The organism is Streptomyces doebereineriae (assembly GCF_031845645.1).
Classification (GTDB): Bacteria; Actinomycetota; Actinomycetes; order Streptomycetales; family Streptomycetaceae; genus Streptomyces; species Streptomyces canus.
Window position 1 is genome coordinate 20,707 of sequence record NZ_JAVREZ010000020.1, and the last position, 21,250, is coordinate 41,956.

The 21,250-nt window shown below is 68.5% G+C and carries 17 protein-coding genes and 1 pseudogene; 4 read left to right on the forward strand and 14 right to left on the reverse strand.

Annotated features, from left to right (window positions below; translation table 11 throughout):
- Positions 1 to 95: 95 nt before the first annotated feature.
- A complete protein-coding gene (locus tag RNB18_RS40145) occupies positions 96 to 1,019 on the forward strand; it encodes an AEC family transporter (RefSeq protein WP_311719049.1) in 924 nt (307 codons plus the stop codon).
- A 97-nt stretch (positions 1,020 to 1,116) separates the two neighbouring features.
- On the opposite strand, the gene RNB18_RS40150 is transcribed toward RNB18_RS40145, so the two are convergent.
- The 8 genes and pseudogenes from RNB18_RS40150 to RNB18_RS40185 form a co-directional block, all read right to left on the reverse strand.
- Positions 1,117 to 2,394, reverse strand: coding sequence for a thymidine phosphorylase (locus tag RNB18_RS40150; protein WP_311719176.1), 1,278 nt, complete (start codon positions 2,392 to 2,394; stop codon positions 1,117 to 1,119).
- A 27-nt stretch (positions 2,395 to 2,421) separates the two neighbouring features.
- Positions 2,422 to 2,823 (reverse strand): cytidine deaminase, encoded by a 402-nt coding sequence (locus RNB18_RS40155; RefSeq protein WP_079076935.1) that lies wholly within the window; start codon positions 2,821 to 2,823, stop codon positions 2,422 to 2,424.
- Positions 2,820 to 4,103 (reverse strand): ABC transporter permease, encoded by a 1,284-nt coding sequence (locus tag RNB18_RS40160; RefSeq protein WP_311719050.1) that lies wholly within the window; start codon positions 4,101 to 4,103, stop codon positions 2,820 to 2,822. The genes RNB18_RS40155 and RNB18_RS40160 overlap by 4 nt, the downstream gene beginning before the upstream one ends.
- Positions 4,103 to 5,230 carry an ABC transporter permease gene (locus tag RNB18_RS40165; RefSeq protein ID WP_311719051.1) on the reverse strand — a complete coding sequence of 376 codons (1,128 nt, stop codon included), beginning with the start codon at positions 5,228 to 5,230 and terminating at the stop codon, positions 4,103 to 4,105. Before RNB18_RS40165 ends, RNB18_RS40160 begins: the two co-directional genes overlap by 1 nt.
- Complete coding sequence (locus RNB18_RS40170) at positions 5,227 to 6,741, reverse strand: ABC transporter ATP-binding protein (protein ID WP_208616891.1); 1,515 nt, start codon at positions 6,739 to 6,741, stop codon at positions 5,227 to 5,229. Before RNB18_RS40170 ends, RNB18_RS40165 begins: the two co-directional genes overlap by 4 nt.
- 233 nt (positions 6,742 to 6,974) lie before the next feature.
- A complete protein-coding gene (locus RNB18_RS40175; protein WP_311719052.1) occupies positions 6,975 to 8,033 on the reverse strand; it encodes a BMP family lipoprotein in 1,059 nt (352 codons plus the stop codon).
- 288 nt (positions 8,034 to 8,321) lie between these two features.
- Complete coding sequence (locus RNB18_RS40180) at positions 8,322 to 9,542, reverse strand: M20 family metallopeptidase (RefSeq protein ID WP_311719053.1); 1,221 nt, start codon at positions 9,540 to 9,542, stop codon at positions 8,322 to 8,324.
- Between the two features lie 701 nt (positions 9,543 to 10,243).
- Positions 10,244 to 10,339, reverse strand: a pseudogene (locus RNB18_RS40185) (ATP-binding protein); the annotation flags it as partial.
- Positions 10,340 to 10,342: 3 nt separating this feature from the next.
- Here RNB18_RS40185 and RNB18_RS40190 point away from each other — a divergent pair.
- Together RNB18_RS40190 and RNB18_RS40195 are read left to right on the forward strand one after the other, a co-directional pair.
- Positions 10,343 to 10,543: a DUF397 domain-containing protein gene (locus RNB18_RS40190; protein WP_311719054.1), complete on the forward strand. Its 201-nt coding sequence runs from the start codon at positions 10,343 to 10,345 to the stop codon at positions 10,541 to 10,543.
- 75 nt (positions 10,544 to 10,618) lie between these two features.
- Positions 10,619 to 11,278, forward strand: coding sequence for a class I SAM-dependent methyltransferase (locus RNB18_RS40195; RefSeq protein ID WP_311719055.1), 660 nt, complete (start codon positions 10,619 to 10,621; stop codon positions 11,276 to 11,278).
- Between the two features lie 20 nt (positions 11,279 to 11,298).
- On the opposite strand, the gene RNB18_RS40200 is transcribed toward RNB18_RS40195, so the two are convergent.
- Positions 11,299 to 11,997 (reverse strand): SDR family NAD(P)-dependent oxidoreductase, encoded by a 699-nt coding sequence (locus RNB18_RS40200; RefSeq protein ID WP_311719056.1) that lies wholly within the window; start codon positions 11,995 to 11,997, stop codon positions 11,299 to 11,301.
- Between the two features lie 105 nt (positions 11,998 to 12,102).
- On the opposite strand from RNB18_RS40200, the gene RNB18_RS40205 reads away from it, so the two are divergent.
- Entirely contained in the window at positions 12,103 to 12,981 is an 879-nt protein-coding gene (locus RNB18_RS40205) for a helix-turn-helix transcriptional regulator (RefSeq protein WP_311719057.1), read from the forward strand.
- A gap of 953 nt (positions 12,982 to 13,934) precedes the next feature.
- Here the strand turns inward: RNB18_RS40205 and RNB18_RS40210 are convergent.
- The 5 genes from RNB18_RS40210 to RNB18_RS40230 all read right to left on the reverse strand — a co-directional run bounded on the left by RNB18_RS40210 (position 13,935) and on the right by RNB18_RS40230 (position 21,217).
- The gene (locus tag RNB18_RS40210; RefSeq protein WP_311719058.1) at positions 13,935 to 14,351 is read right to left on the reverse strand and encodes a contact-dependent growth inhibition system immunity protein; all 417 of its coding nucleotides are present in this window, start codon (positions 14,349 to 14,351) and stop codon (positions 13,935 to 13,937) included.
- A gap of 65 nt (positions 14,352 to 14,416) precedes the next feature.
- Positions 14,417 to 19,114 carry a putative T7SS-secreted protein gene (locus RNB18_RS40215; protein WP_311719059.1) on the reverse strand — a complete coding sequence of 1,566 codons (4,698 nt, stop codon included), beginning with the start codon at positions 19,112 to 19,114 and terminating at the stop codon, positions 14,417 to 14,419.
- Positions 19,114 to 19,713: a hypothetical protein gene (locus tag RNB18_RS40220; protein WP_311719060.1), complete on the reverse strand. Its 600-nt coding sequence runs from the start codon at positions 19,711 to 19,713 to the stop codon at positions 19,114 to 19,116. Before RNB18_RS40220 ends, RNB18_RS40215 begins: the two co-directional genes overlap by 1 nt.
- Positions 19,710 to 20,078 (reverse strand): SseB family protein, encoded by a 369-nt coding sequence (locus RNB18_RS40225; RefSeq protein WP_311719062.1) that lies wholly within the window; start codon positions 20,076 to 20,078, stop codon positions 19,710 to 19,712. Before RNB18_RS40225 ends, RNB18_RS40220 begins: the two co-directional genes overlap by 4 nt.
- 74 nt (positions 20,079 to 20,152) lie before the next feature.
- Positions 20,153 to 21,217: a hypothetical protein gene (locus tag RNB18_RS40230; RefSeq protein WP_311719177.1), complete on the reverse strand. Its 1,065-nt coding sequence runs from the start codon at positions 21,215 to 21,217 to the stop codon at positions 20,153 to 20,155.
- Between the last annotated feature and the right edge of the window lie 33 nt (positions 21,218 to 21,250).

Sequence of the window (21,250 nt, forward strand, 5' to 3'; positions counted from 1 at the left end):
CCTGCGGGCCGTCTTCCCGCGAGGGTTGCCTGTATGCGCCACCCATCAGCACCTCCCTGGATATGCCACGCCCTCCTCACCCTTGAGGAGTCCCCGTGCAGGGAGTGCTGACCGGCTTCGCGGTCATCGCGGTGGTCATCGGGGTCGGTTATCTCATCGGTCTGCGCGGCTACCTCGGCGACCAGGGCCGGGAGGTCCTGACCAAGCTGGCCTTCCATGTGGCGTCGCCGGCCCTGCTGTTCACGACGCTGGCGCGGGCCGACCTGTCGGTGATCTTCTCCAGCCGACTGCTGGTGACCGCGCTCAGCACGGCAGCTGCGGCGGGCGTCTTCGTCGCGGTGGGTGTGGCACGCGGCTGGGGGCTGGGCCGTACGACGATCGGCGCGCTGTGCTCGTCCTACGTCAACTCCGGCAATCTCGGCATCCCGATCGCGGTGTACGTCCTCGGGGACGCGTCACTCGTGGCGCCGGTCCTGCTGTTCCAGCTGGTCGGGGTGACCCCGGTCGCGCTGACGGTGCTGGACCTGGCGTCGGGCGAGGGGGAGAAGGGCCCGCTGTGGAGGAGACTCTTGACCCCCCTCCGCAATCCGATCGCGGTGGGCTCGCTGGCCGGCGTGGCGGTCTCGGCAGCCGGTCTGAAGGTCCCGGCCCCCGTCATGGACCCCTTGACCCTGATCGGCGGCATGTCGGTCCCGGCCGTCCTCCTCGCCTTCGGCATCTCCCTGTGCGGCAGCACGATGCCCGGCCGGGGCCCGGACCGACAGCTGGTCCTGCTCTCGGTCGCGCTGAAGTCGGTGGGGCAGCCCGCGGCGGCCTGGGCACTGGCGGCCGGGGGCTTCGGCCTGCACGGGGCCCAACTCCTCGACGTGGTCGTGACATCGGCCCTGCCGGCCGCGCAGAACCTCTACACGTACGCCTCCACCTACGGCGTGGGCGAGCGGTTGGCCCGGGACTCGATCCTGGTGTCGACGGTGTTGTCGGTGCCGGTGCTCGTGGGGGTGGCGGCGTTGCTGGGGTGACCAGGTGTCGACTGAGCGGGAAGATGCCATCCCAGCATGCCGAACGGGACCGGTGCAGGTCCACCGATCCCGTTCACCCGAAGGAGAAAACCCCAGGTCAGGCGATGCGCTCCAGCACCACCGGCGACTCCGTGAAGTTCGTCCCCGTCGCCCCGATGTCGTAGGAACCCTCGATCGACTGGAGGGCGTACTCGAAGCGCTCCGGGGTGTCGGTGTGCAGGGTCAGCAGGGGCTGGCCCTCCGTCACCGTGTCGCCCGGCTTGGCGTGCAGTTCCACGCCCGCGCCCGCCTGGACCGGGTCCTCCTTGCGGGCACGCCCCGCGCCGAGGCGCCAGGCGGCGACGCCTATGCCGTAGGCGTCGAGGCGGGTCAGGACGCCCGAGGCCGACGCCTTGATCACGTGCTGCTCGCGGGCCACCGGCAGCTCCGCGTCCGGGTCGCCACCCTGCGCCGCGATCATCCGGCGCCACACGTCCATCGCCGAGCCGTCGGCCAGAGCCTTCGCGGGGTCGGCGTCGCGGACGCCCGCCGCGTCGAGCATCTCGCGGGCCAGCGCGAGGGTCAGCTCCACCACGTCCGCGGGTCCGCCGCCCGCCAGGACCTCGACCGACTCGCGGACCTCGAGCGCGTTGCCCGCCGTGCGGCCGAGGGGCGTGCTCATGTCCGTCAGGAGGGCGACCGTCTTCACGCCGTGGTCCGTGCCCAGGCCCACCATCGTGGACGCCAGTTCCCGCGCGTCCTCGATGGTCTTCATGAAGGCGCCGGTGCCGACCTTCACGTCCAGGACCAGCGAGCCCGTGCCCTCCGCGATCTTCTTCGACATGATGGAGGAGGCGATCAGGGGGATGGCCTCGACCGTGCCGGTCACGTCACGCAGGGCGTACAGCTTCTTGTCGGCCGGAGCCAGACCGTCGCCCGCCGCGCAGATCACCGCGCCGGTCGTGTCGAGGACGTTCAGCATCTCCTCGTTCGACAGCAGCGCGCGCCAGCCCGGGATCGACTCCAGCTTGTCCAGCGTGCCGCCGGTGTGGCCGAGGCCGCGGCCCGAGAGTTGGGGGACGGCCGCGCCGCAGGCCGCCACCAGGGGCGCCAGCGGGAGTGTGATCTTGTCGCCGACGCCGCCCGTGGAGTGCTTGTCGGCCGTCGGGCGGGACAGGGACGAGAAGTCCATGCGCTCGCCGGAGGCGATCATCGCGGCGGTCCAGCGGGCGATCTCGCGACGGTTCATGCCGTTGAGCAGGATGGCCATCGCGAGCGCGGACATCTGCTCGTCGGCGACCTCCCCGCGGGTGTACGCGTCGATGACCCAGTCGATCTGCTCGTCGCTGAGTTCACCGCGGTCCCGCTTGGTGCGGATGACGGAGATGGCGTCCATGGCCATGCAGGGCTTTCCTTCCGGGAATTACTTGGTGAGATGCCCCGGCCCGAAGGCCTGCGGCAGCATCTCCGACAGCGGCAGGATCCCCGCCGGGGTCTCCATGAGCAGTTCGGGGCCGCCGAACTCGTACAGCAGCTGCCGGCAGCGGCCGCAGGGGACGAGGATCTCGCCCCTGCCGTCGACGCAGGTGAAGTGCGTGAGGCGGCCGCCGCCCGTGTTCTGCAGCTCCGAGACCAGACCGCACTCGGCGCACAGGCCGAGGCCGTAGGAGGCGTTCTCGACGTTGCAGCCGGTGATCGTACGGCCGTCGTCGACCAGGGCGGCCACGCCGACCGGGTAGCCGGAGTACGGGGCGTACGCCCGGGACATGGCGTCCCGGGCCCGCTCGCGCAGCGACTCCCAGTCGACGTCGGACCGCGGGGTCACTTGCCCTGACCCTTTCGGTAGCGCATGCCGTCCGCCTTGGGCATCCGCAGGCGCTGCGCGGACAGCGACAGCACCAGCAGCGTGACGACGTACGGGGTGGCGCCCACGAAGTCGCTCGGGACCTCGTCGGTGACCAGGTACCAGACCAGGACGCCCGCGGCCACCATGAGGCTGATGCCGCCCTGCCAGTGCGCCTTCTTGTACAGCTTCCAGCCGGCCATCGCCAGGAGCAGCACGAACAGCAGGAGCAGCAGCGCGTGGACGGTCTCGCCGCCGTTGCGCAGCTGGAGCGCGTCGGAGTAGCCGAACAGGCCGGCGCCCATGGCGAGTCCGCCGGGCCGCCAGTTGCCGAAGATCATGGCCGCGAGGCCGATGTAGCCGCGTCCGCCGGTCTGGCCCTCCAGATAGGTGTGCGAGGTGACCAGGGCCAGGAAGGCGCCGCCGAGACCGGCGAGGCCGCCGGAGACGGCCACGGCCATGTACTTGTACTTGTAGACGTTGACGCCGAGGGACTCGGCGGCGATCGGGTTCTCGCCGCAGGAGCGCAGCCGCAGGCCGAACGCGGTGCGCCACAGCAGCCACCAGCTGCCGACGAACAGCACGACCGCCAGGACCGTCACGATGGACAGGTCGGTGAACAGACCGCCGAGGATGCCCGCGATGTCGGAGATCAGGAACCAGTGGTGGTTCTCGATGGAGTGCAGCCCGCTCGAGAGGCCCGGGACGTCGAAGCTGGGCAGCGAGTCCACGGGCGGGGACTGCTTGGGGTTGCCGCCCGCTTCCTCCGCCTTGCCGTCCACGAAGAAGAGCTTGGCGAGGTACTGGGTGGTGCCGAGCGCGAGGAGGTTGATCGCGACACCGGAGACGATGTGGTCGACGCCGAAGGTGACGGTTGCGACCGCGTGCAGCAGGCCGCCCAGGACGCCGAAGCCGACGCCGCACAGGAGGCCGAGCCAGGGGCTGGACTGCCAGCCGATCCAGCCGGCGCCGAAGGTACCGAGGATCATCATGCCCTCGAGGCCGATGTTGACCACGCCGGACCGCTCTGACCACAGACCGGCCAGACCGGCAAGGCCGATCGGCACGGCGAGGCTGAGCGCCGCGGAGACCTGGCCCTCGGAGGTGAGCTGGTCGGAGCCGGAGATGACACGGACCGCGGCGACGAGCAGCAGCGCACCGGCGACGATCATGAGGATCTGGCCGAGCGAACGGCCCGACCGGGTGGCGGTGTCCGCCTTGGGCGCCGCGGGGGGCGGCGTGTCGGTCATCGTGGCAGTCATCACGCCACCTCCTGCTTCTGGGTCGGGGCTGCGGCCTGGGCGGCGAGCTCGGCGCCGACCCGCTGCTGCTGGCGCTTGAGTCCGTAACGGCGTACGACTTCGTAGGCGATGACGACGCACAGGACGATGACGCCCTGGATGACGCCGAGGATCTCCTTGTCGTAGCCCTCGAACTCCAGGTGGTTGGTGGTGCGCTCCAGGAAGCCCCACAGCAGCGCGCCCAGTGCGATGCCGACCGGGTTGTTGCGGCCGAGCAGGGCGATGGCGATGCCGGTGAAGCCGATGCCGGTCGGGAAGTCGTTGCTGAACTGGTGGCTGTCGTTGAGCAGGGTCGGCATGCCGATCAGGCCGGCCACCGCGCCCGAGATGAGCATGCTGGTGGCGATCATCCTCTTCACCGAGACACCGCTCGCGGCGGCGGCGCTCTCGGACTGGCCGACGGTGCGCAGGTCGAAGCCGAAGCGGGTGCGGCCGAGGACGAACCAGTACGCGATGCCGACGAGCACGGCGATGACGATGAAGCCCCACAGCACGCCCGCGGCGCCGGTGTCGATCTGGAAGAAGTGCGAGGACGACGGCAGCGGCTTGGTGGAGACGACCGTGCCGCCGGCCTGGAGTTCGGCGAGCTTTCCGGGCTGGAGCAGATAGGCGATGATCGCGGTGGCGATCGAGTTGAGCATGATCGTCGAGATGACCTCGCTGACGCCGCGGGTCACCTTCAGAACGCCCGCGATGCCCGCCCACACGGCGCCGGTGGCCATCGCGCACAGGATGATCAGCGGGATGGAGATCCAGCCGGGCGTGGTCAGCGCGCCGCCGAGGACGGCGGCGAAGAACGCGGCGATGCGGTACTGGCCGTCGACGCCGATGTTGAACAGGTTCATGCGGAAGCCGATGGCCACCGCGACACCCGCGAGGTAGTACGTCGTCGCCTTGTTGAGGATGTAGACCTGGCTGTCGCTGGCGGAGCCGTAGGTCAGCATGTCGCTGAAGGCGGCGCCCGGGTTCTTGCCGGTGGCGAGGATCACCAGGGTGGTGACGACGACTGCGGCGATGACCGCCAGCAGCGGCGCCGCGATGCCGAGGAGCAGCCGCTCCTTGTCGATGCGTTGGGTCAGCTTGTTCATCGGGCGTCGTCCTCGTCGTCCGCTGCGGAGTCCTCTGCGTGCTCCAGGTGCCCGGTGGCCGCACCGGTCATCGCGGAGCCCAGCTCCTCGGGGGTGATGGTGGCGGGGTCGGCGTCGGCGACCAGTCGGCCGCGGTACATGACCCGCAGGGTGTCGGACAGGCCGATGAGCTCGTCCAGGTCGGCGGAGATCAGCAGCACGGCCAGGCCCTCGCGGCGGGCCTCGCGGATGTGGTCCCAGATCGCGGCCTGCGCGCCGACGTCCACACCGCGGGTGGGGTGGGCGGCGATGAGCAGCTTGGGCGCGTGGCTCATCTCGCGGCCGACGATCAGCTTCTGCTGGTTGCCGCCGGACAGGGAGGCGGCGGTGACGTCGATGCCCGGGGTGCGGACGTCGTACGCCTTGATGATGCGCTCGGTGTCGGTGCGGGCCGCCTTGATGTCGAGCAGCTGGCCGCGGGAGTTGGGCTTCTCGGTGACGTGGCCGAGGATGCGGTTCTCCCACAGCGGGGCCTCGAGGAGCAGGCCGTGGCGGTGGCGGTCCTCGGGGATGTAGCCGACGCCGGCCTCGCGGCGGTGGCGGGTGGGGACGTGGGAGATGTCGGTGCCGTCGAGGGTGACCGTGCCGGTGTCGGGGTTGCGGATGCCCATGATGGCCTCGACCAGTTCGGACTGGCCGTTGCCCTCCACCCCGGCGATACCGAGGACCTCGCCCTGGTGGATGGTGAACGAGATGTCGTCGAGGATGATCCGCTCGATGCCGTCGAGGTCGGTCTGGGCCAGGCGCAGGCCGTCCAGCTTCAGCAGCGGGACGTCGGTGACCGTGGACTCCTCGGTCTCCGGGGTGGGCAGTTCGCTGCCCACCATGAGCTCGGCGAGCTGCTTGGAGGTGGTGCCGGCGGGCTTGACCGTGCCGACGGTGGTACCGCGCCGGATGACCGTGATCTCGTCGGCGACGGACAGGACCTCGCCGAGCTTGTGCGAGATGAAGATGACGGTGAGGCCCTCGGCCTTGAGCTCGCGCAGGTTGTCGAAGAGGGCGTCGACCTCCTGCGGCACGAGGACGGCGGTGGGCTCGTCGAGGATCAGGGTCTTGGCGCCGCGGTAGAGGACCTTGAGGATCTCCACGCGCTGGCGGTCGGCGACGCCGAGCTCCTCCAGCAGGACGTCGGGGCGTACGTTCAGGCTGTACGCGTCGGAGATCTCCCTGATCTTCGCGCGGGCCTTGGCACCGATGCCGTACAGCTTCTCCGCGCCCAGGACGACGTTCTCCAGGACCGTGAGGTTGTCGGCGAGCATGAAGTGCTGGTGCACCATGCCGATGCCACGGGCGATGGCGTCGGCGGGGGTGTGGAAGGTGACCGTCTCGCCGTTCACCGTGATGGTGCCCTCGTCCGGCTGCTGCATGCCGTAGAGGATCTTCATCAGGGTGGACTTGCCGGCACCGTTCTCGCCGCACAGGGCGTGCACGGTGCCCGTGCGGACGGTGATGTCGATGTCCTTGTTGGCCACGACGCCGGGGAATCGCTTGGTGATGCCGCGCAGTTCGACGGCAGCGGGAGGGCTGGACGCGTTGATGGCGCACTCTCCTCGGGGAAAAGGGGCTGCGTAGGGGAGGGCAGGCGTCGGTGACGCTAGCGCGGCAACTCCATGCTACACGCGTAGAGTTGACACATTGTTATGGCTCGACGAGGGGGTTGTCGAGGCCCCCTCGTCGAGCCCGGGTTCCGGCGGGTACCGTCAGGTCAGCTGGTCTTGACCTTGACGGTGCCGTCGACGATCTTCTTCTTCGCGGCGTCCAGCTGCGGCTGGATGTCGTCGATGAAGCCACCGCTGGTGGCCAGGCCGACACCACCCTTGGCGAGGGAGTAGATCTGGTTGCCGGTCAGCGGCTTGCCGTCGTGCACGGACTTGACGAAGTCGTAGACGCCGACGTCGACGTTCTTGACCATCGAGGTCAGGATCGAGTTCTTGTACTTGCTCAGACCCGGGATGTTGTACTGGTCCGAGTCCACGCCGATGGCCCAGGTGCCCTTGGCGCCGGAGACGGCCTCGATCGCGCCGTTGCCGGAGGAGCCGGCCGCGGCGTAGATCACGTCGGCGCCGTTGTCGAGCTGGCCGGACGCGGCCTCCTTGCCCTTGTCGGGGCTGGCGAAGCCGGACAGGTCGGAGCCGTGCGTCAGGTACTGGACGTCGACCTTGACGCCGGGCTTGGTGTCCTTGACGCCCTGGACGTAACCCGCCGCGAACTTCTTGATCAGCGGGGTGTCCACACCGCCGATGAAGCCGACGTGGTCCTTCTTGGTCTTCAGCGCGGCGGCGACACCGGCGAGGTAGGAGCCCTGCTCCTCCGTGAAGGTGATGCTGTCGACGTTCTTGGCGGTCGCGACCGAGTCGATGAGACCGAAGCTGACCTTCGGGTACTTCGCGGCGACCTTGTCGACCGAAGTGGCGTAGGAGAAGCCGACGGCGACGATCGGGTTGTAGCCGGCGTCCGCCAGGTCGGTCAGGCGCTGCTCACGGTCGGCCTCGGTGTCGGAGCTCTTGGCGGTGAGCTCCTTGATGGAACCGCTGAACTCCTTCTCGGCCTTGTCGGCACCGCGCGCGGCGGAGTCGTTGAAGGAGCGGTCACCGCGGCCGCCGACGTCGTAGGCGAGACCGATCTTGATTCCGCCCTTGCCGCTGCCGGCGGAGGCGGACGAGGAGCTGTCGTCCTCGGAGGAGGTGCTGCCACAGGCTGTGGCAGTCAGTGCGAGAGCTGCGGTGGCGATACACGCAGCGGAAAGCTTGGCTACCCGGCGCACGGGAGGCTCCTTCACCTGACCTGAGCGCCTTGTCGGCGCTTCATGTGAGCACCATGCCAGTGCCCGGGCCTGTACGCCCCTGCGGCGTTGGCTTCGCGGCATCGTAACGCGCGTAGATGTCGGAAACAGACCTCTTCCGAAGCCGTTATCGATTCGAGGCAAACAGCGTCTGAACTCAGGCTCTTCAGCCCTGGCACACCGGGATTTCGATGTGCGCACAATTGGCTTACGAGCATGTTGCGCCGGTCGGCGGAACGGCCCCCGAGGGGGCCGTCCGTCACGCTCGGATCACTGTGCGGCATCCAGCAGGGCCGCCGCGGTGAACATCTCGACACCTACGGTGATGGCGGACTCGTCGGCGTCGAAGTCGCCCTGGTGAAGGTCGCGCACGGTCCGCTCCCCCGGCGTACGCACCCCGAGGCGCGCCATGGCACCCGGCACATGCTGCAGATACCAGGAGAAGTCCTCGCCGCCCAGGCTCTGCTCGGTGTTCTCGATCGAGTCGGCTCCGCGCCGGGCGGTCATGGCATCCCGGAGCAGCTCGGTGACGTCCGCGTCGTTGACGACGGGCGGAACCCCACGCACGTAGTTGATCTCGGACTTGGCCCGGTGCAGATTGGCGACCTCGTCGATCGCGGCCACCACGATGTCCGGAGCCTGCCGCCAGGTGTCGAGGTCCAGGCAGCGCACGGTCCCGGAGAGCTCGGCGTGCTGCGGGATCACATTCGGGGCGTGCCCCGACTCGATCCGCCCCCAGGTCACGGCGAGCCCGGCCCGCGTGTCCACCCGTCGCCCGACGATGGCGGGCACGTCGGTGACGACGCGGGCGGCGGCGGTCACGAGGTCGGTGGTGAGGTGCGGCCGGGCGGTGTGCCCACCGGGCCCGTCGAGGGAGATCTCCAGCCGGTCGCAGGCGGAGGTGATGGCACCGGTCCTGAGCCCGACCTTCCCGGCGTCTACCCGCGGGTCGCAGTGCACGGCGAGGATCTTCCCGACCCCGTCCAGCACCCCGCAGTCGATGGCGTCGGCGGCACCGCCGGGCAGCACTTCCTCGGCGGGCTGGAAGAGCAGCCGCACGGGCCGCGCCAGCAGCCCCCGCTTGTACAGGTCGGCGAGGACGAGCCCGGCCCCGAGCACGACGGTCGTGTGAACGTCATGTCCGCACGCGTGCGCCCGATCGGGCACGGTCGACCGGTACGAGCACTCGGTCTTCGTGTCCGGGATGGGCAGGCCGTCGATGTCGGCGCGCAGGGCGAGCATGGGCCGCTCGCCGTCCCACTCCCCGATGTCACACACGAGGCCGGTCCCGACGGCGAGCACGCGCGGCTTCAGGCCGGCCCTCTCGAGCCGTTCCTTGATCGCCGCGGTGGTTCGGAACTCCTGGTTGCCGAGCTCCGGGTGCATGTGCAAGTCGCGTCGGAACACTACGAGTTCGGCGTGCAGTTCCTCGCTCAGCACGCCGGGAAGCATTGCTTCCCCGGGAAGATCGACCTCAGACTCCAGTGACATCAGTTGCTTCACCCTCTAAAGGGTAGGACGCCGGGGCGACCAACCGACCCGCGATCAACAAAACTTCAACCCGCCGCGGGAAGAAAATATGGCCGCTCGACGCATGGATGTGATTTGACGTGGGTAGGAACCTCTTTTCCCACACATACCATGCTGCGCCTGCGTCCGGCGGCTCTGTTCATCTGTCGAAACGGCATTGGGACACGGTGGGGGTGGGTCCGAGTCATCATCGTTGGGTGCGGATGCGGACACTTAGGGTAATCGTCTGTGGTGGGCGGGGCCCTCGGAGAGCTTCTCCTGGCTTACGGATCCGTCGGACTGTGCCGCGAGCCACACCGAGGCCGCGGAAGTCGCCACCTGTGCTTCCGGCCACCCTTTGGGCTCCAGGGGGCATTCACCGACCGCTCGGCCTGGCCCCCACGAACCGGCCGACGCCGCCGAAGCCACCACCCCACCGGCCACTCGCCGCCACACCACCCGGCGTGCACGCGAGACACCGACAGCGCACCGCCAACCCCGACCCGCGACGCAGCCGACTTCGGACCCCACCGACCTGGCCCCGCCTCCCTCCGGCCGCCCGGGCTCGCTTCTCCCCTGTGCCGGAGTGAGCCGCGTCAGCGGTGACCCGGAGAGCCATCGACGCAGCCGACGCGGAGCGCCCTTGACGCGGCTCACGGAAGCGGGCGGCACCACGGCTCCCCTCAATCAGCGGTCAGCTCACACCACACGAACTTCCCCCGGTTGCCGTGTCTGGCCAACGGCTGCCCCCACACACACAGATCGGCGCAGGCAGGCACCCGATGAGCACACGCGAAAACTGGCGGAAGTCTTCCTACTCCGGCGGCGGCGACGGCAACGCCTGCGTGGAGATCGCAACCCACCCCACCCACATAGCCATCCGTGACTCCAAGACCCCGACCGGCGCCACCCTCGCCTTCCCGCCCGGCACCTTCACCACCTTCCTCGAAGCCCTGAAGTCCCCGCACTCCACGGCCCGATGACCGCCAGGGAAACTCCACGCGGCGCTCCGCAACTTCCCACCCGCCGCTCCGAGACCCCCCGCTAGGGTGCAGCCCGTGAACGCCGAGAACCCCGACTTCATACGGGCCACCCGAACCGCGTACGACACGATCGCCGAGCCCTACACCGAGCAGTTCTCCGACTGGGCCGGCATCCCCACGCTGGACAGAACCCAGATCACCGGCTTCGCGGAGTTGGTGAGGGAGCAGAGCAAGGGCCCGGTGGCCGACATCGGCAGCGGCCCGGGCCACGTGACGGCCCGACTCGCCGCACTCGGCATCCCGGTCTTCGGCGTGGACGTCTCCCCGAAGATGGTCGAACTGGCCCGCCGAGCCCACCCGGACCTCCGCTTCCACGTGGGCTCGATGACGTCGCTCGACCTACCGTCGGAAACGCTGGGCGGAATCACGGCCCTGTACTCGATCATCCACGTCCCAGACGACCACCTCCCGACGGCCTTCGCAGAGTTCCACCGCGTCCTGGCGCCCGGCGCCCACGCCCTGATCGGCTTCCAGTACGAGCCCGGCGGCACCCACATGCACCTCGACGAACGCTTCGGCCACAAGATCTCCCTCGACTACTGGCTACGCGCACCGGAAGCCGTCGTCGAGCCCCTGATCAAGGCAGGCTTCGAGGTGATCGTCCGAGTGCTCAGGGAGCCCCTCGGCGACGAGAAGCTGTCCCGGGCGTACCTGGTGGCGAGGAAACCGGCGTAGGACACATCGGCACCGCCGTCTCAGGACCAGGCGATCTCGCCATGGCGGTCGATGAAGCGTCCGGTGCCCGCGCCGGGCCCCTCGGTGGCTAGGGCGACGATCGCGTCCGTGCCTTCGGTGAGGGTCTGGGGGCCGCTGTGACCGTTCATGTCGGTCGCGGTGTAGCCGGGGTCGGCGGCGTTGACACGAATGCCCCTGAGGCCCTTGGCGTATTGCGTGGTCAACATCGTCAGCGCCGCCTTCGAGGAGGCGTACAGCGGCACGACGACGTGCGACTCGGGCCGGCCGGGGTCGTGGGTGAAGGCGAGGGAGCCCATGCCACTGCTGACGTTGATGATCACGGGGTCGTCCGAGCGGCGCAGCAGCGGCAGGAAGGCGGCGGTGGTGCGGACGACGCCGATGACGTTGACGTCGAGGACGGCGCGGGCGTCGGCGGCGGTGAGGTCGCCGGGATCCCCGAAGGGACCCTGCACTCCGGCGTTGTTGATCAGGACGTCGATCCTGCCCTCGTGCTCGGCGACGTCCGCGGCGGCCGCGGCCACGGACGCGTCGTCGGTGACGTCGACGGGGACGAAGCGTGCGCCCAGCGCGGCGGCCGCCTCCTCGCCCCGCTCACGGTCGCGGGCTCCCAGCAGAACGGTGTGACCGCACGCGACGAGGCGGCGGGCGGTCTCGCGGCCGATGCCTTTGTTGGCTCCGGTGATGAAGGTGATCGTCATGCCTTCGATGGTTGCCCTGCCGAGCGAGCCGGACCAGGGACGCTTCGACGGTGGGAAGACCAGTACCACCTTCGCGCCCCCTCAGGTGATCGGGGACGCAGGAGGATGGAGGGCATGACGACGACACCCCTCGGGGCCGGACTGGGCGCGATGATCCGCACATGGCGCAACCGGCTGCCCCCGTCGGCCGCCGGGCTGCCGGTCGTCCGCAAGCGCCGGGCGGCCGGGCTGCGGCGCGAGGAACTGGCCGACCTGGCCGGGGTGTCGGTCGACTACGTCGTACGTCTGGAACAGGGGCGGGCCACGACACCCTCGGCCTCGGTGGTGGCGTCCCTGGCGCGTGCCCTCCAGCTGTCCACCGCCGAGCGGGACCACCTCTACCGGCTGGCCCGGATCGTGCCACCGGCGGACGGCACGATCAGCGACCATCTCCCGCCCGGCATGCAACGCGTGCTGGTCCGCCTCGGAGACGTAGCGGTAGCCGTGTTCGCGGCGGACTGGCAACTGGTGTGGTGGAACCACCGGTGGGCCGCCCTGCTGGGCGACCCCTCGGCCGCGCCGCCGCGGATGCGCAACTTCGCCCGCGACAGGTTCCCGGTGGACGCCGATCACATCTCCCTCGCACGGTGGCCGGTCACCGACGCGGACCCCGACACCACCGACGCCGCCCTCGTCTCCGACCTGCGCCGCGCCACCGGCCGCTTCCCCCGGGACAGCCGCCTGGCCGCGCTGGTCCGCGACCTGAACGCGGGCAACGCGAGGTTCGCCGAGCTGTGGGCGGCGGGAGAGGTGGCCGCGAACCGCGAGGTCCACAAGACGGTCGACCACCCGTCGGTGGGCCCGGTCACGGTGGACTGCGATGTCCTGACCGACGGCGACACCGAGCTCAAGATCGTCATCATGACCGCCGCGCCGGGCAGCGAGGACGAGACCAAACTCCAGCTCACCACCGTCGTCGGCCCACCGGCAGGCACCCGCAACTGATCCGTCCCGCGCGTCGGCCGAAAGTAAGATTCAATCTACGTAAGAATGGATCTGCGTTAGGTGCCGGAGGTCGTTATTGGGGGCCGGAGGATCTCATCCGGGCATGGCAGCCGCGATAGGAATCAGCTGAAATTATGCCCGGTACAGGGCGAGCGCCGGGTGATCTTCACCTTCTCGGGAAAGTCAGGGCTCCTCGCCCAAAATTCAGCAGCGCCAGAGGATCATGCCTCATCGACTCGAACCCTCCTAGCAATCTCAATATCCTCCTGCAATGCACTCAGCCGAGGAGGCGTCCTTGAATTGTCCAGAACGACCACGTGTAGCTGGTCCCCAATTCGAGGTAGATCTGCGTCACCCCACCAATAAGGGTGCTTTCTGAGATCTACAAACCCTTCAGATTCCCCCACCTCCACCATCACTCCGACTGGGCTGACCAGCGTAATCACAGCGTCGAACTCATCGTTATTCTGAATCAATTTGTCATCCGCTTCCTCGACTACTGGCTGCGCATACCGGAAGCAGTAGCCGAGCTCTGATCAAGACAGGTTTCGAGGTGATCGTCCGGGTGCTCAGGGGGTCCTTCGGCGAGGAGAAGCTGTCCCGGGTGTTCCTGGTGGCAAGGAAACCGGCGAGCGACTAAAGCAGGGTGAAGTTTCCACGGTCGGGTAGGCCTACACCTCGATGGGACGGTAGGCCAGAGCCCTGTCCACCACCTCTTCGGCTGTCAGTTTAGGGATGCTGCAATAGATCAGGTCAGTAATTCTTGGATGCAAGACGCTCGACTTCAACCCCTCAACGATTTGGTCTTCCTTCTCCTCTGGGAGATCCGCGTCAATGAGCAACTGGACCGTGCGAACCAATTCTTCGCGGGGTTTCCGCGCCATTACCCGTCATCCTTCCGAGCAATAAATTCCCGCGGCCGCCCCGAGATACCGCGGGGCTGCCACCATAATTCAGAGTCCCTCAGGAAGCGATGCCAGGAACGCTTCAACCTCGCGCTTCTCATAGGTCGACAGATCGGTCAGCAAGGTTACGGCACCTTTCAGCTGGCGCGCGAGCTCGGGATGAGCCGTCCATACCTCCGAACTTCTCGTGACCACCGCATAAAGCAAGTCACCGTCGATAAAACCACCAGCAGGCTGTTTAAGCGCTTCGTCCCGAAGAATCTCCACCGCCAGGGGGAGCAGCCACGGCAAGCCGACATTCTGGCCGATCAAACGTGCCAGCTCATCGGGTTCCAGCGTTCCGATAGGTCGTCGGCGCCACTCGTGGACTGTCCTGACCAGTGACGTCGCATCGGCAGGCGGGGCTCCCCAGTGTTCGCCGTCCAGTTGTTCAAGGGACTTGGTACGGTCGATAGATTGCGACATCGTCGGATCCTTTCATAGTTTCAAACGCTGGTCACACCATTTGCCTGCGCATTGCTTTTACCCGTTCACCGATGACCTATGGAGTGCAGGAAGCCGTTCAGCCGGTCAAGCTCGTCAATGGCTTCCTTGCGTTTCTTGAGCAGGATTTCCATGCCACGTTCAGTTATGCCTGCGGGCGGCTTCTCCAGCTCTCGCTCAAGAGCCAGCCTCACATTGTCCAGTCCATTACGTGCGCCCTTCAAATCCGCAATGTGATCGAAGGGCGTACCGTCTGGCTTGCGTGCCACGACCTCACCTTGCGCTTCACGCCTGGCCGCATTGTAATGGTTGTGATTGGGCTGCGAATTTATCTCCCCGAGTGGATCCTTCTTGATGTTTTCAAGCTTCTTGATCGCCTTCATGGCATCTTCCCGCAAACCCAGGTCACGATATGGTGAGAGGCCGAGGGAATCGGTCCAGATATGGGGGTTGTGGACGTACGCGACAGGGTTGTCAGCGGGGGCCAGACCGAGGGGGTCAGGGGTGGCGTAACGGGCTGTTTCAGGATCGTAGTGGCGGAAGTAGTTGTAATGAAGGCTGGTTTCGGGGTCGTAGTACTGCCCGGGAAACCGTAGAGGGGTGTACGCGCTGCTGTCGGTGGGCCAGGCCGTCTTGCCCCACAAGGTCGAGCGCTTGCGCCACGCGATGTCACCGCGTTCGTCCACCAGTTCCAAAGGGGTTCCGACAAGGTCGGTGACGATGGCGAAGAAGCGGGAGTCGATCTCCTGCTGGGGCGCGTCGGCCGCGTTGATGCGTTCGGTTTGAGCGATCGGGTGCAGGCCCTGGTGGTCCCAGGTCAACGTGACAGGGTTGGGCAGGGACGCCGAGGTAGTGGTCTGCTCGCACAAGGTGGTGCCGTCCCAGACGAAGTCGACGCGCTCGATGACTGTCTCACCGTCGTTTGCAAGGCGGAGCTTTGCGGTGCGGCGGCCCAGGGGGTCGTAGGTGTACCGCCAGCGGGTGCCATCCGGAGTGGTGACCGACGTCAGGCGGTTTTCTGCGTCCCATTCGTAATGCCAGGTGTCCGGTCTGCGGGACAAACGGGTCTTCTGGCGGAGGCTCATCCGGCCGGCTGCGTCGTATTCGTAGCGGACGTTGCCCGCGCGGGTGATGCGGGTGCCGGTGTAAGAGCGCTCGCCCGTCGCCCCTTGGCCCGGGTGAGTGGACGGCCAGGCAGCCCGTGTCTGGTTGCCCACCTCGTCGTAGGCGTACGTCTCTGTCCAGTTGGCCGCGTGGACCGTGGTGACCCGGCCCACCGCATCGAGCTCGAAGCGGCGTGCACCGTTCAGATGGTCGTCGACGGCCGTCAGGTTGCCATCCGCTCGGTAGGTGTAGGCGCGGTGCTGGAGGCGGTGACCAGTCGGGGCGATGACGTCCTGTTCCGTCAGGCGCCCCAGGGAGTCGAAAGCGTGGGTCAGGGTCAGGGACTCGGCCACATTGCGGGACAGTTCACGGCCTGCGTCGTCGTGCGTGAAGGTGAGGGTGCGGCCCGATGCCACCAGGGCAGTACGGTTGCCGGCCGCGTCATAAGTCCAGGTGCTTGTGGCGCCGACGGGGGTGGTGCGGCTGATGCAGCGGCCCAACTCGTCGTAACCGTATGTGAGGGAGCGGCCATTGACCGTCTCGGCCAGCGCACGTCCCGTGGTGTCCCTCTGCACGGTCACCACCGCGTCCGGTCCTGTGGCCCGGATCAGGGCACCCGGCGGATCGTACTCAAACGTCGTGACCGCTCCCGCCACTTCCTTGCGGATCACCTGGCCCAGAAGGTCACGCTCAAGGTGAACGGTCTCGCCCGATGCGGTGGTTGTGGCTATCAGTTGGCCGATCGTGTCGTATCCATAGGTCAGCGTCCGGTCGTCGAAGTCGGTCTCCGCCGTCAGGCGGCCCACTGAGTCGTACTCGTAATTCCACGTCAGACCCTGCGGGTTGGTCACCCTGGTCAGGCGTAGTTCCGGGTCGTGGTCGAAGGTGTAGCGGGTGCCGTCCGGGCCGGTGCGGGCGGACATCAAGTCGAAGTGGGTGTATTCATAGCGGGAGACTGCGCCCAGGGCATCGGTGTGGGTGGTGCAGTTGCCCTCGCCGTCGTACGTCCACGATTCGCTTGTGCCGTCCGCGGCTGTACGGCGAGTCAGGCGGCCCTCCACCGTCCACTCCAGGTGGGTCACCGCTCCGGTCGGATCCGTGATCGTCACCGGGCGGCCGAAGGCGTCGCGTTCGTAGCGTGTCACCGCGCCCAACGGGTCGGTGATCTCCAGGGTCAGGCCTCCGGCGTTGCAGCGGACCCGTGTGACCTCCCCGAGAGCGTTGGTGACAGATTCGAGGTGGCCACGGTCGTCGTAGGCGAAGTGGGTGGTGGCCCCGGACGCGTCCGTCACGGCAGTGCAGTTGCCGTACTCATCGAACCGTTGCGTGACATGCGTGCCGTCGGCACCGGCCACCGTGACAGGCAGGCCCTGGTCGTTGTAGGCGATGCTGGTGTAGCGACCGTCGGGACGGATGGCCAGAACCGTGCGGCCCACCTCGTCGTAGGTGTACCTGCGCGTGCGGCCCAGCGGATCGGTGACGGTGAGCGGGCGGTTGGCCTGGTCGTAGGTGGTGTACGTCGTAGCGCCGTCCGGGGCTGTCACCGCTGCCACTTGCAGGTCGCTGTTGATCTCGTATCGCGTGCTGTGCCCCAGAGAATCGACCGCCGTGACGATCCGATTGCCGGAGATCGGGTCGGGGTCGCCGTATGTGTAGGTGTAGCGCAGGTGTCCCTTCGCGCCGCCCTGCGCGGTGCAGCGGTCCTCGTCGTCGTAGGCGTAGTGGTACGACGAGCTGTTCGTATCCGTCCAGGCGGTGATACGGCCGAGGGTGTCGTTGGTGAAGCAGGTGGCCAGGCCGGAGGACTTCGTCACCGTCGACAGGTAGTCCCCCGCGTCATAACCGAAGCGGACCAGCTCGATGTCTGCGGCCGAGGCCAGGTGCAGGGCCGTTATCCGGCCGCCCTCAGTGGTGATCTTCAGGTGGTAGCCGGCCGAGTGCACGATCTCGATCAGGGCGCCCTCGTCGTCGTACTCGAAAGTCAGCCACTGGCCCGAGCGGTCGATGATCTGGGACAGCAGGGCAATGCCGTCACCGTCGCCGCCCGGGCCCGCGAAGTCCCAGATGCGCCCGGTTTCCGGGTCGGTGACGGTGTAATCGCCGTAGGCGTCCACCGTCAGCGGGTGGCTTTCGCCGGCCAGGGGCAGGGTCGGGACGCCGGGGGCCGGGTGCGGATATGCCAGCAAGGAGCCGTCCTCGCGGACGAAGACGACACCTTCGGCGTCGATCTCCAGGCGCTGGTCGGCCGTCGAGGTCCAGCACGGACCGAACCAGCGGCCCGCCCGGTACGACGACTCGAACTGGCGGGAGAAGAACAGTGGCAGCCGGGCGGGCAGGGTCACATCCGTCTGCGGCAGGGACATACGTCCGGTGGCCATGTCAATCGGATCACCACCCAACGTCTTGCACCACAGTTCCCGGGCGACGTCCCGCAGCCCCTTGCCGACGCTTCTGCGTGCGGCGCCCGTTGCGGCGTCCTTGGCAACCCCCCGCAGAGCATCCCGCGCAGCCGCACGCCCCACACCCCCCGCGCCCTTCCCCCCGATCAGGTTCGACGCGAGATAACCCATCGCGTCCCCGGGATCGCTCGACCACCCCGTCCCCAGGATCGACATCGGCAGGCGCTCCGGGTGGGCCGCCGTCCCCACCAGACCCGCCAACAGCAGCTGGGAGTTCTTCGACCACTCTCCGGGGTGGGTCAGGTTGTACGGGTCCAGCGGATTCACCGTGCGGGCCAGTTTCAGGACGTCCGTGCCGCCGCGCAGGAGGCCGCCCAGGACGTGGACCGAGTTGAGCTGGGTGCCGACGAACAGGTCCGCCGCGCCCGCGCCCAGGCGGTCGGTGAACTCCGGTTTCGGCGGGGCCGATTCCAGGGCGGTGGCTATCTTGCGGCGGGCGTCCTGCGCCACCTCGGTGCGCTGGCTGCGGGCGTGGGACAGGATCTCCTGCGCCTCCTGGCGGCCTGTCGTCCCAGGGTCGACGAAATCGCCTGGCTGCGTCGGCTTCACGCCCGGGTCGCCGCCCGTCTCGGCCGTCGCGTTGTATCGCTCGGCCGCCCGGTTGTACGCCGACACCTGCTCGTCGTACGCGTCCGCCGCCCGCCGGGAGGCGTCCTGCGCCCGGCGGTAGGTGTCGATCGCCACCTGCGCCCGCCGCTGCGCCCACCCCACCATGTCCGCGTACGACTCGAGAGCCGTGGCCGCCGACGTGCACGCGTCCGCCGCCGTCAGCCACTGCTTCGGCTGTACGTCGAACTTCGCGCGGAACGCGTCCGCCGCCTGGCCCCGCCACTCGCCCGGGTCAAGGGAGCGCATGCCCTGGCCGACGTTCTCGAGGGCGGCCGCGAACTTCCGTAGATGCCCGGCCCGTTCCCGCAATGCCGGCTCGCTGCCGTGGACCAGTTCCTTCGGCTCCTCGCTCTCGCCCAGCGCGCGCTCGGCCACCGTGCCGCCCAGGCGGTTGTTCACGCTCTCGCCGAGGTCGCGGACCTTCTCGGCCGCGCCGTCCGCGCCCACGTCCGACAGCAGTCCCGCCGTCTTGTCCGCGCCCCAGCCGACCGCCTCGCCGACACCCTTGTTCAGGCCGTCGGCCGCGCTCTCCAGGCCGTCGCCGAAATCGTCGACCAGATCCCCGAACCCCATCAGCCCTCACCCTCCCCGTCGGAAGTCGAAGAGGGCGGACCGCTCCACTGCCAGTCCGTCCGGGGATCGAAGAACGCGTCCGGCGTCACCGTCGACGTCTCCACGTCCTCCGCCGCCTGCGACCAGGCCGCCTTCACCTCGTCCTGGCCGGACGTGAAGGACTCCGCGCTGTAGTCGGCGTTCGCCGCCTGGGAGACCGGGTTGTCCTTCAGCGTCTCCGACCAGGAACGTTCCTTCACCTCGTCCGGGGAGAGGTACGGGTTGCCCGTGCCCGCCGTCCACACCGACTTCAAGGTGTCGGAGACGTACTGCTCCTGCTCGTGGTAGATCCCCGCCGACAGCCCCAGCCGGCCCGCGAACTCGTTCGCGTCCTGCATCAGCGAACGCACGCCCCAGCCCCAGCGGTCGCAGAAGTCCCCGAACACCTGCTGGAGGCCGTCGTCGCCGACCTCCAGGCCCGTCATCGACAGGTCGTCGAAGCCGCGCCCCAGGTTCGCCTCGATGTCGAAGCCGAACTCCTTCAGTTCGGCCATCGCCTGGTTGATGCCGCGGGTGATCCGTTCCATCGCCTCCGGATCGACCTGGTAGCCGTCGCTCATGCCGCCGACTCCTTCGAGGGGGCGTCCACGGCCACCGCGTCCGGCACGATCCCCGTGACCGGCGGCAGTACGAGACCCGTCGGGCTCCCCGCGTCCACCGCGATCCCGGCCGGACCGTCCACCCTCGGGATCACCTGGTCCAGCAGCCGCGCCCCGTACACCGGTATTCGCTCCGGCACAGGCTCCCCGCGCGCCTCGGCGAAACGCTCCAACGCCGCCTCGTCCGTGAAGGCGAACAGCCAGTGGATACCGCCCGACTCCGCCGACAGCAACGAACCGTCCACGACCGGCACCAGCACCTCGCTGCGCCGGAACTCCCCCACGACCGCACGCAGGTTGCCCTGCCGCAACGCCTCGGCACTCACTCCAGCCGCCCCCGTCGTAGCCCTCATCGAACGTCGCACAAGTGAACGACGATGCTAGACGATGCAGTTGAGGTTCAGCCCGTCGCCACCGCCGACAGCCGGTGCACATCCCGGGCCGTCCCCGTGACCCCCGACAGGAAACCCTGTGCCCGCGGCGAAGCCGTCTCCGTCAGCCAGTCCGGGTCGATGTCGCAGACCGCCACGCGGACCTCCGTGCCGGCCAGCGCCAGGGGCAGCGTGTGCACCACGGTGGACGGGAAGCTGAGGATCGTACGGCCGATCGGGCCCCGGCGGGCGATCAGCTCCAGCGGGAGATCGGGGCGGACGATCTCCAACCCCGTCTCCACGGCCAGCCGGTGGAGCTTGTCCGTGGACTCGCGGCGGTGGGCGAAGTAGCGGGTCGCGCCGTGGGTCTTGGCCAGGCGGGTGACCGCTTCCAGGTAGCGGTCGGCGTCCACCACGCCGGTCTCCACCAGCGAGGTGCCGACCATGTCCGCGCCCTTCGTGATGCGCGGCGGGCCGAAGCGGCCGCGGGTCCAGGCGAAGGAATTCACCGACATCGTCACTCCCGGCGGCGCCTCCTCCATCGGCATCGAGGTGAATATCTCGACTCCCCTGCCCGCCCCCGGCGTCAGGCGCTTGCGGGCCGCCGCCGAGATCGGGGCGAAGGCCAGGTCCCGGGGGCTCGGGCGGCCGCCCTTGCGGTGCCAGCGCACCAGGCGTTCGCCGCGGGCCAGTTGGGACACGAACTCCATCGTGGCCGTGCCGTCGTCGACCACGACCAGGTCGGTGGCCCGGGTGATGGTCAGGAGCAGCTGGACATAGCGGGAGAAGGGGTCGCCCAGGACCACGCGGTCCGCCTTGCGGAGCATGCCCGCGAGGCCCCCGATGGTCTGGAAGGGGGCCGTGGGGCCGCCCCTCGCCTCCTCCCAGCGGACCTCGTGGCCCTCCTCGCGGGCGAGTTCCGCCATCCGGCGCAGCTGGCCGCGGGTCATGGGGTCGGTCGGGGACAGCACGACGAGGGTGAGCTCCGCGCCGGGCGCGTGACCGTGCGCCCACTCCAGCACGTTCAGCAGCTGGACCGGGCTCTCGACGAACGCGAGAGTGTGGGGGCCGGTGTTCCCGGCGCGGGGGCTCATCGACGTACGACCGTCCCGTCGTAAGGCGCTCAT

Excerpts from the sequence above, each read along its gene's own strand:
- RNB18_RS40220 (WP_311719060.1), bottom strand. The coding sequence starts at position 19,713 with ATGAGCGACGGCTACCAGGTCGATCCGGAGGCGATGGAACGGATCACC.
- RNB18_RS40160 (WP_311719050.1), bottom strand. The coding sequence starts at position 4,103 with ATGACTGCCACGATGACCGACACGCCGCCCCCCGCGGCGCCCAAGGCG.
- RNB18_RS40180 (WP_311719053.1), bottom strand. The coding sequence starts at position 9,542 with ATGTCACTGGAGTCTGAGGTCGATCTTCCCGGGGAAGCAATGCTTCCC.
- RNB18_RS40210 (WP_311719058.1), bottom strand. The coding sequence starts at position 14,351 with ATGTCGCAATCTATCGACCGTACCAAGTCCCTTGAACAACTGGACGGC.
- RNB18_RS40165 (WP_311719051.1), bottom strand. The coding sequence starts at position 5,230 with ATGAACAAGCTGACCCAACGCATCGACAAGGAGCGGCTGCTCCTCGGC.
- RNB18_RS40190 (WP_311719054.1), top strand. The coding sequence starts at position 10,343 with ATGAGCACACGCGAAAACTGGCGGAAGTCTTCCTACTCCGGCGGCGGC.
- RNB18_RS40215 (WP_311719059.1), bottom strand. The coding sequence starts at position 19,114 with ATGGGGTTCGGGGATCTGGTCGACGATTTCGGCGACGGCCTGGAGAGC.
- RNB18_RS40205 (WP_311719057.1), top strand. The coding sequence starts at position 12,103 with ATGGAGGGCATGACGACGACACCCCTCGGGGCCGGACTGGGCGCGATG.
- RNB18_RS40230 (WP_311719177.1), bottom strand. The coding sequence starts at position 21,217 with ATGAGCCCCCGCGCCGGGAACACCGGCCCCCACACTCTCGCGTTCGTC.
- RNB18_RS40150 (WP_311719176.1), bottom strand. The coding sequence starts at position 2,394 with ATGGACGCCATCTCCGTCATCCGCACCAAGCGGGACCGCGGTGAACTC.
- RNB18_RS40200 (WP_311719056.1), bottom strand. The coding sequence starts at position 11,997 with ATGACGATCACCTTCATCACCGGAGCCAACAAAGGCATCGGCCGCGAG.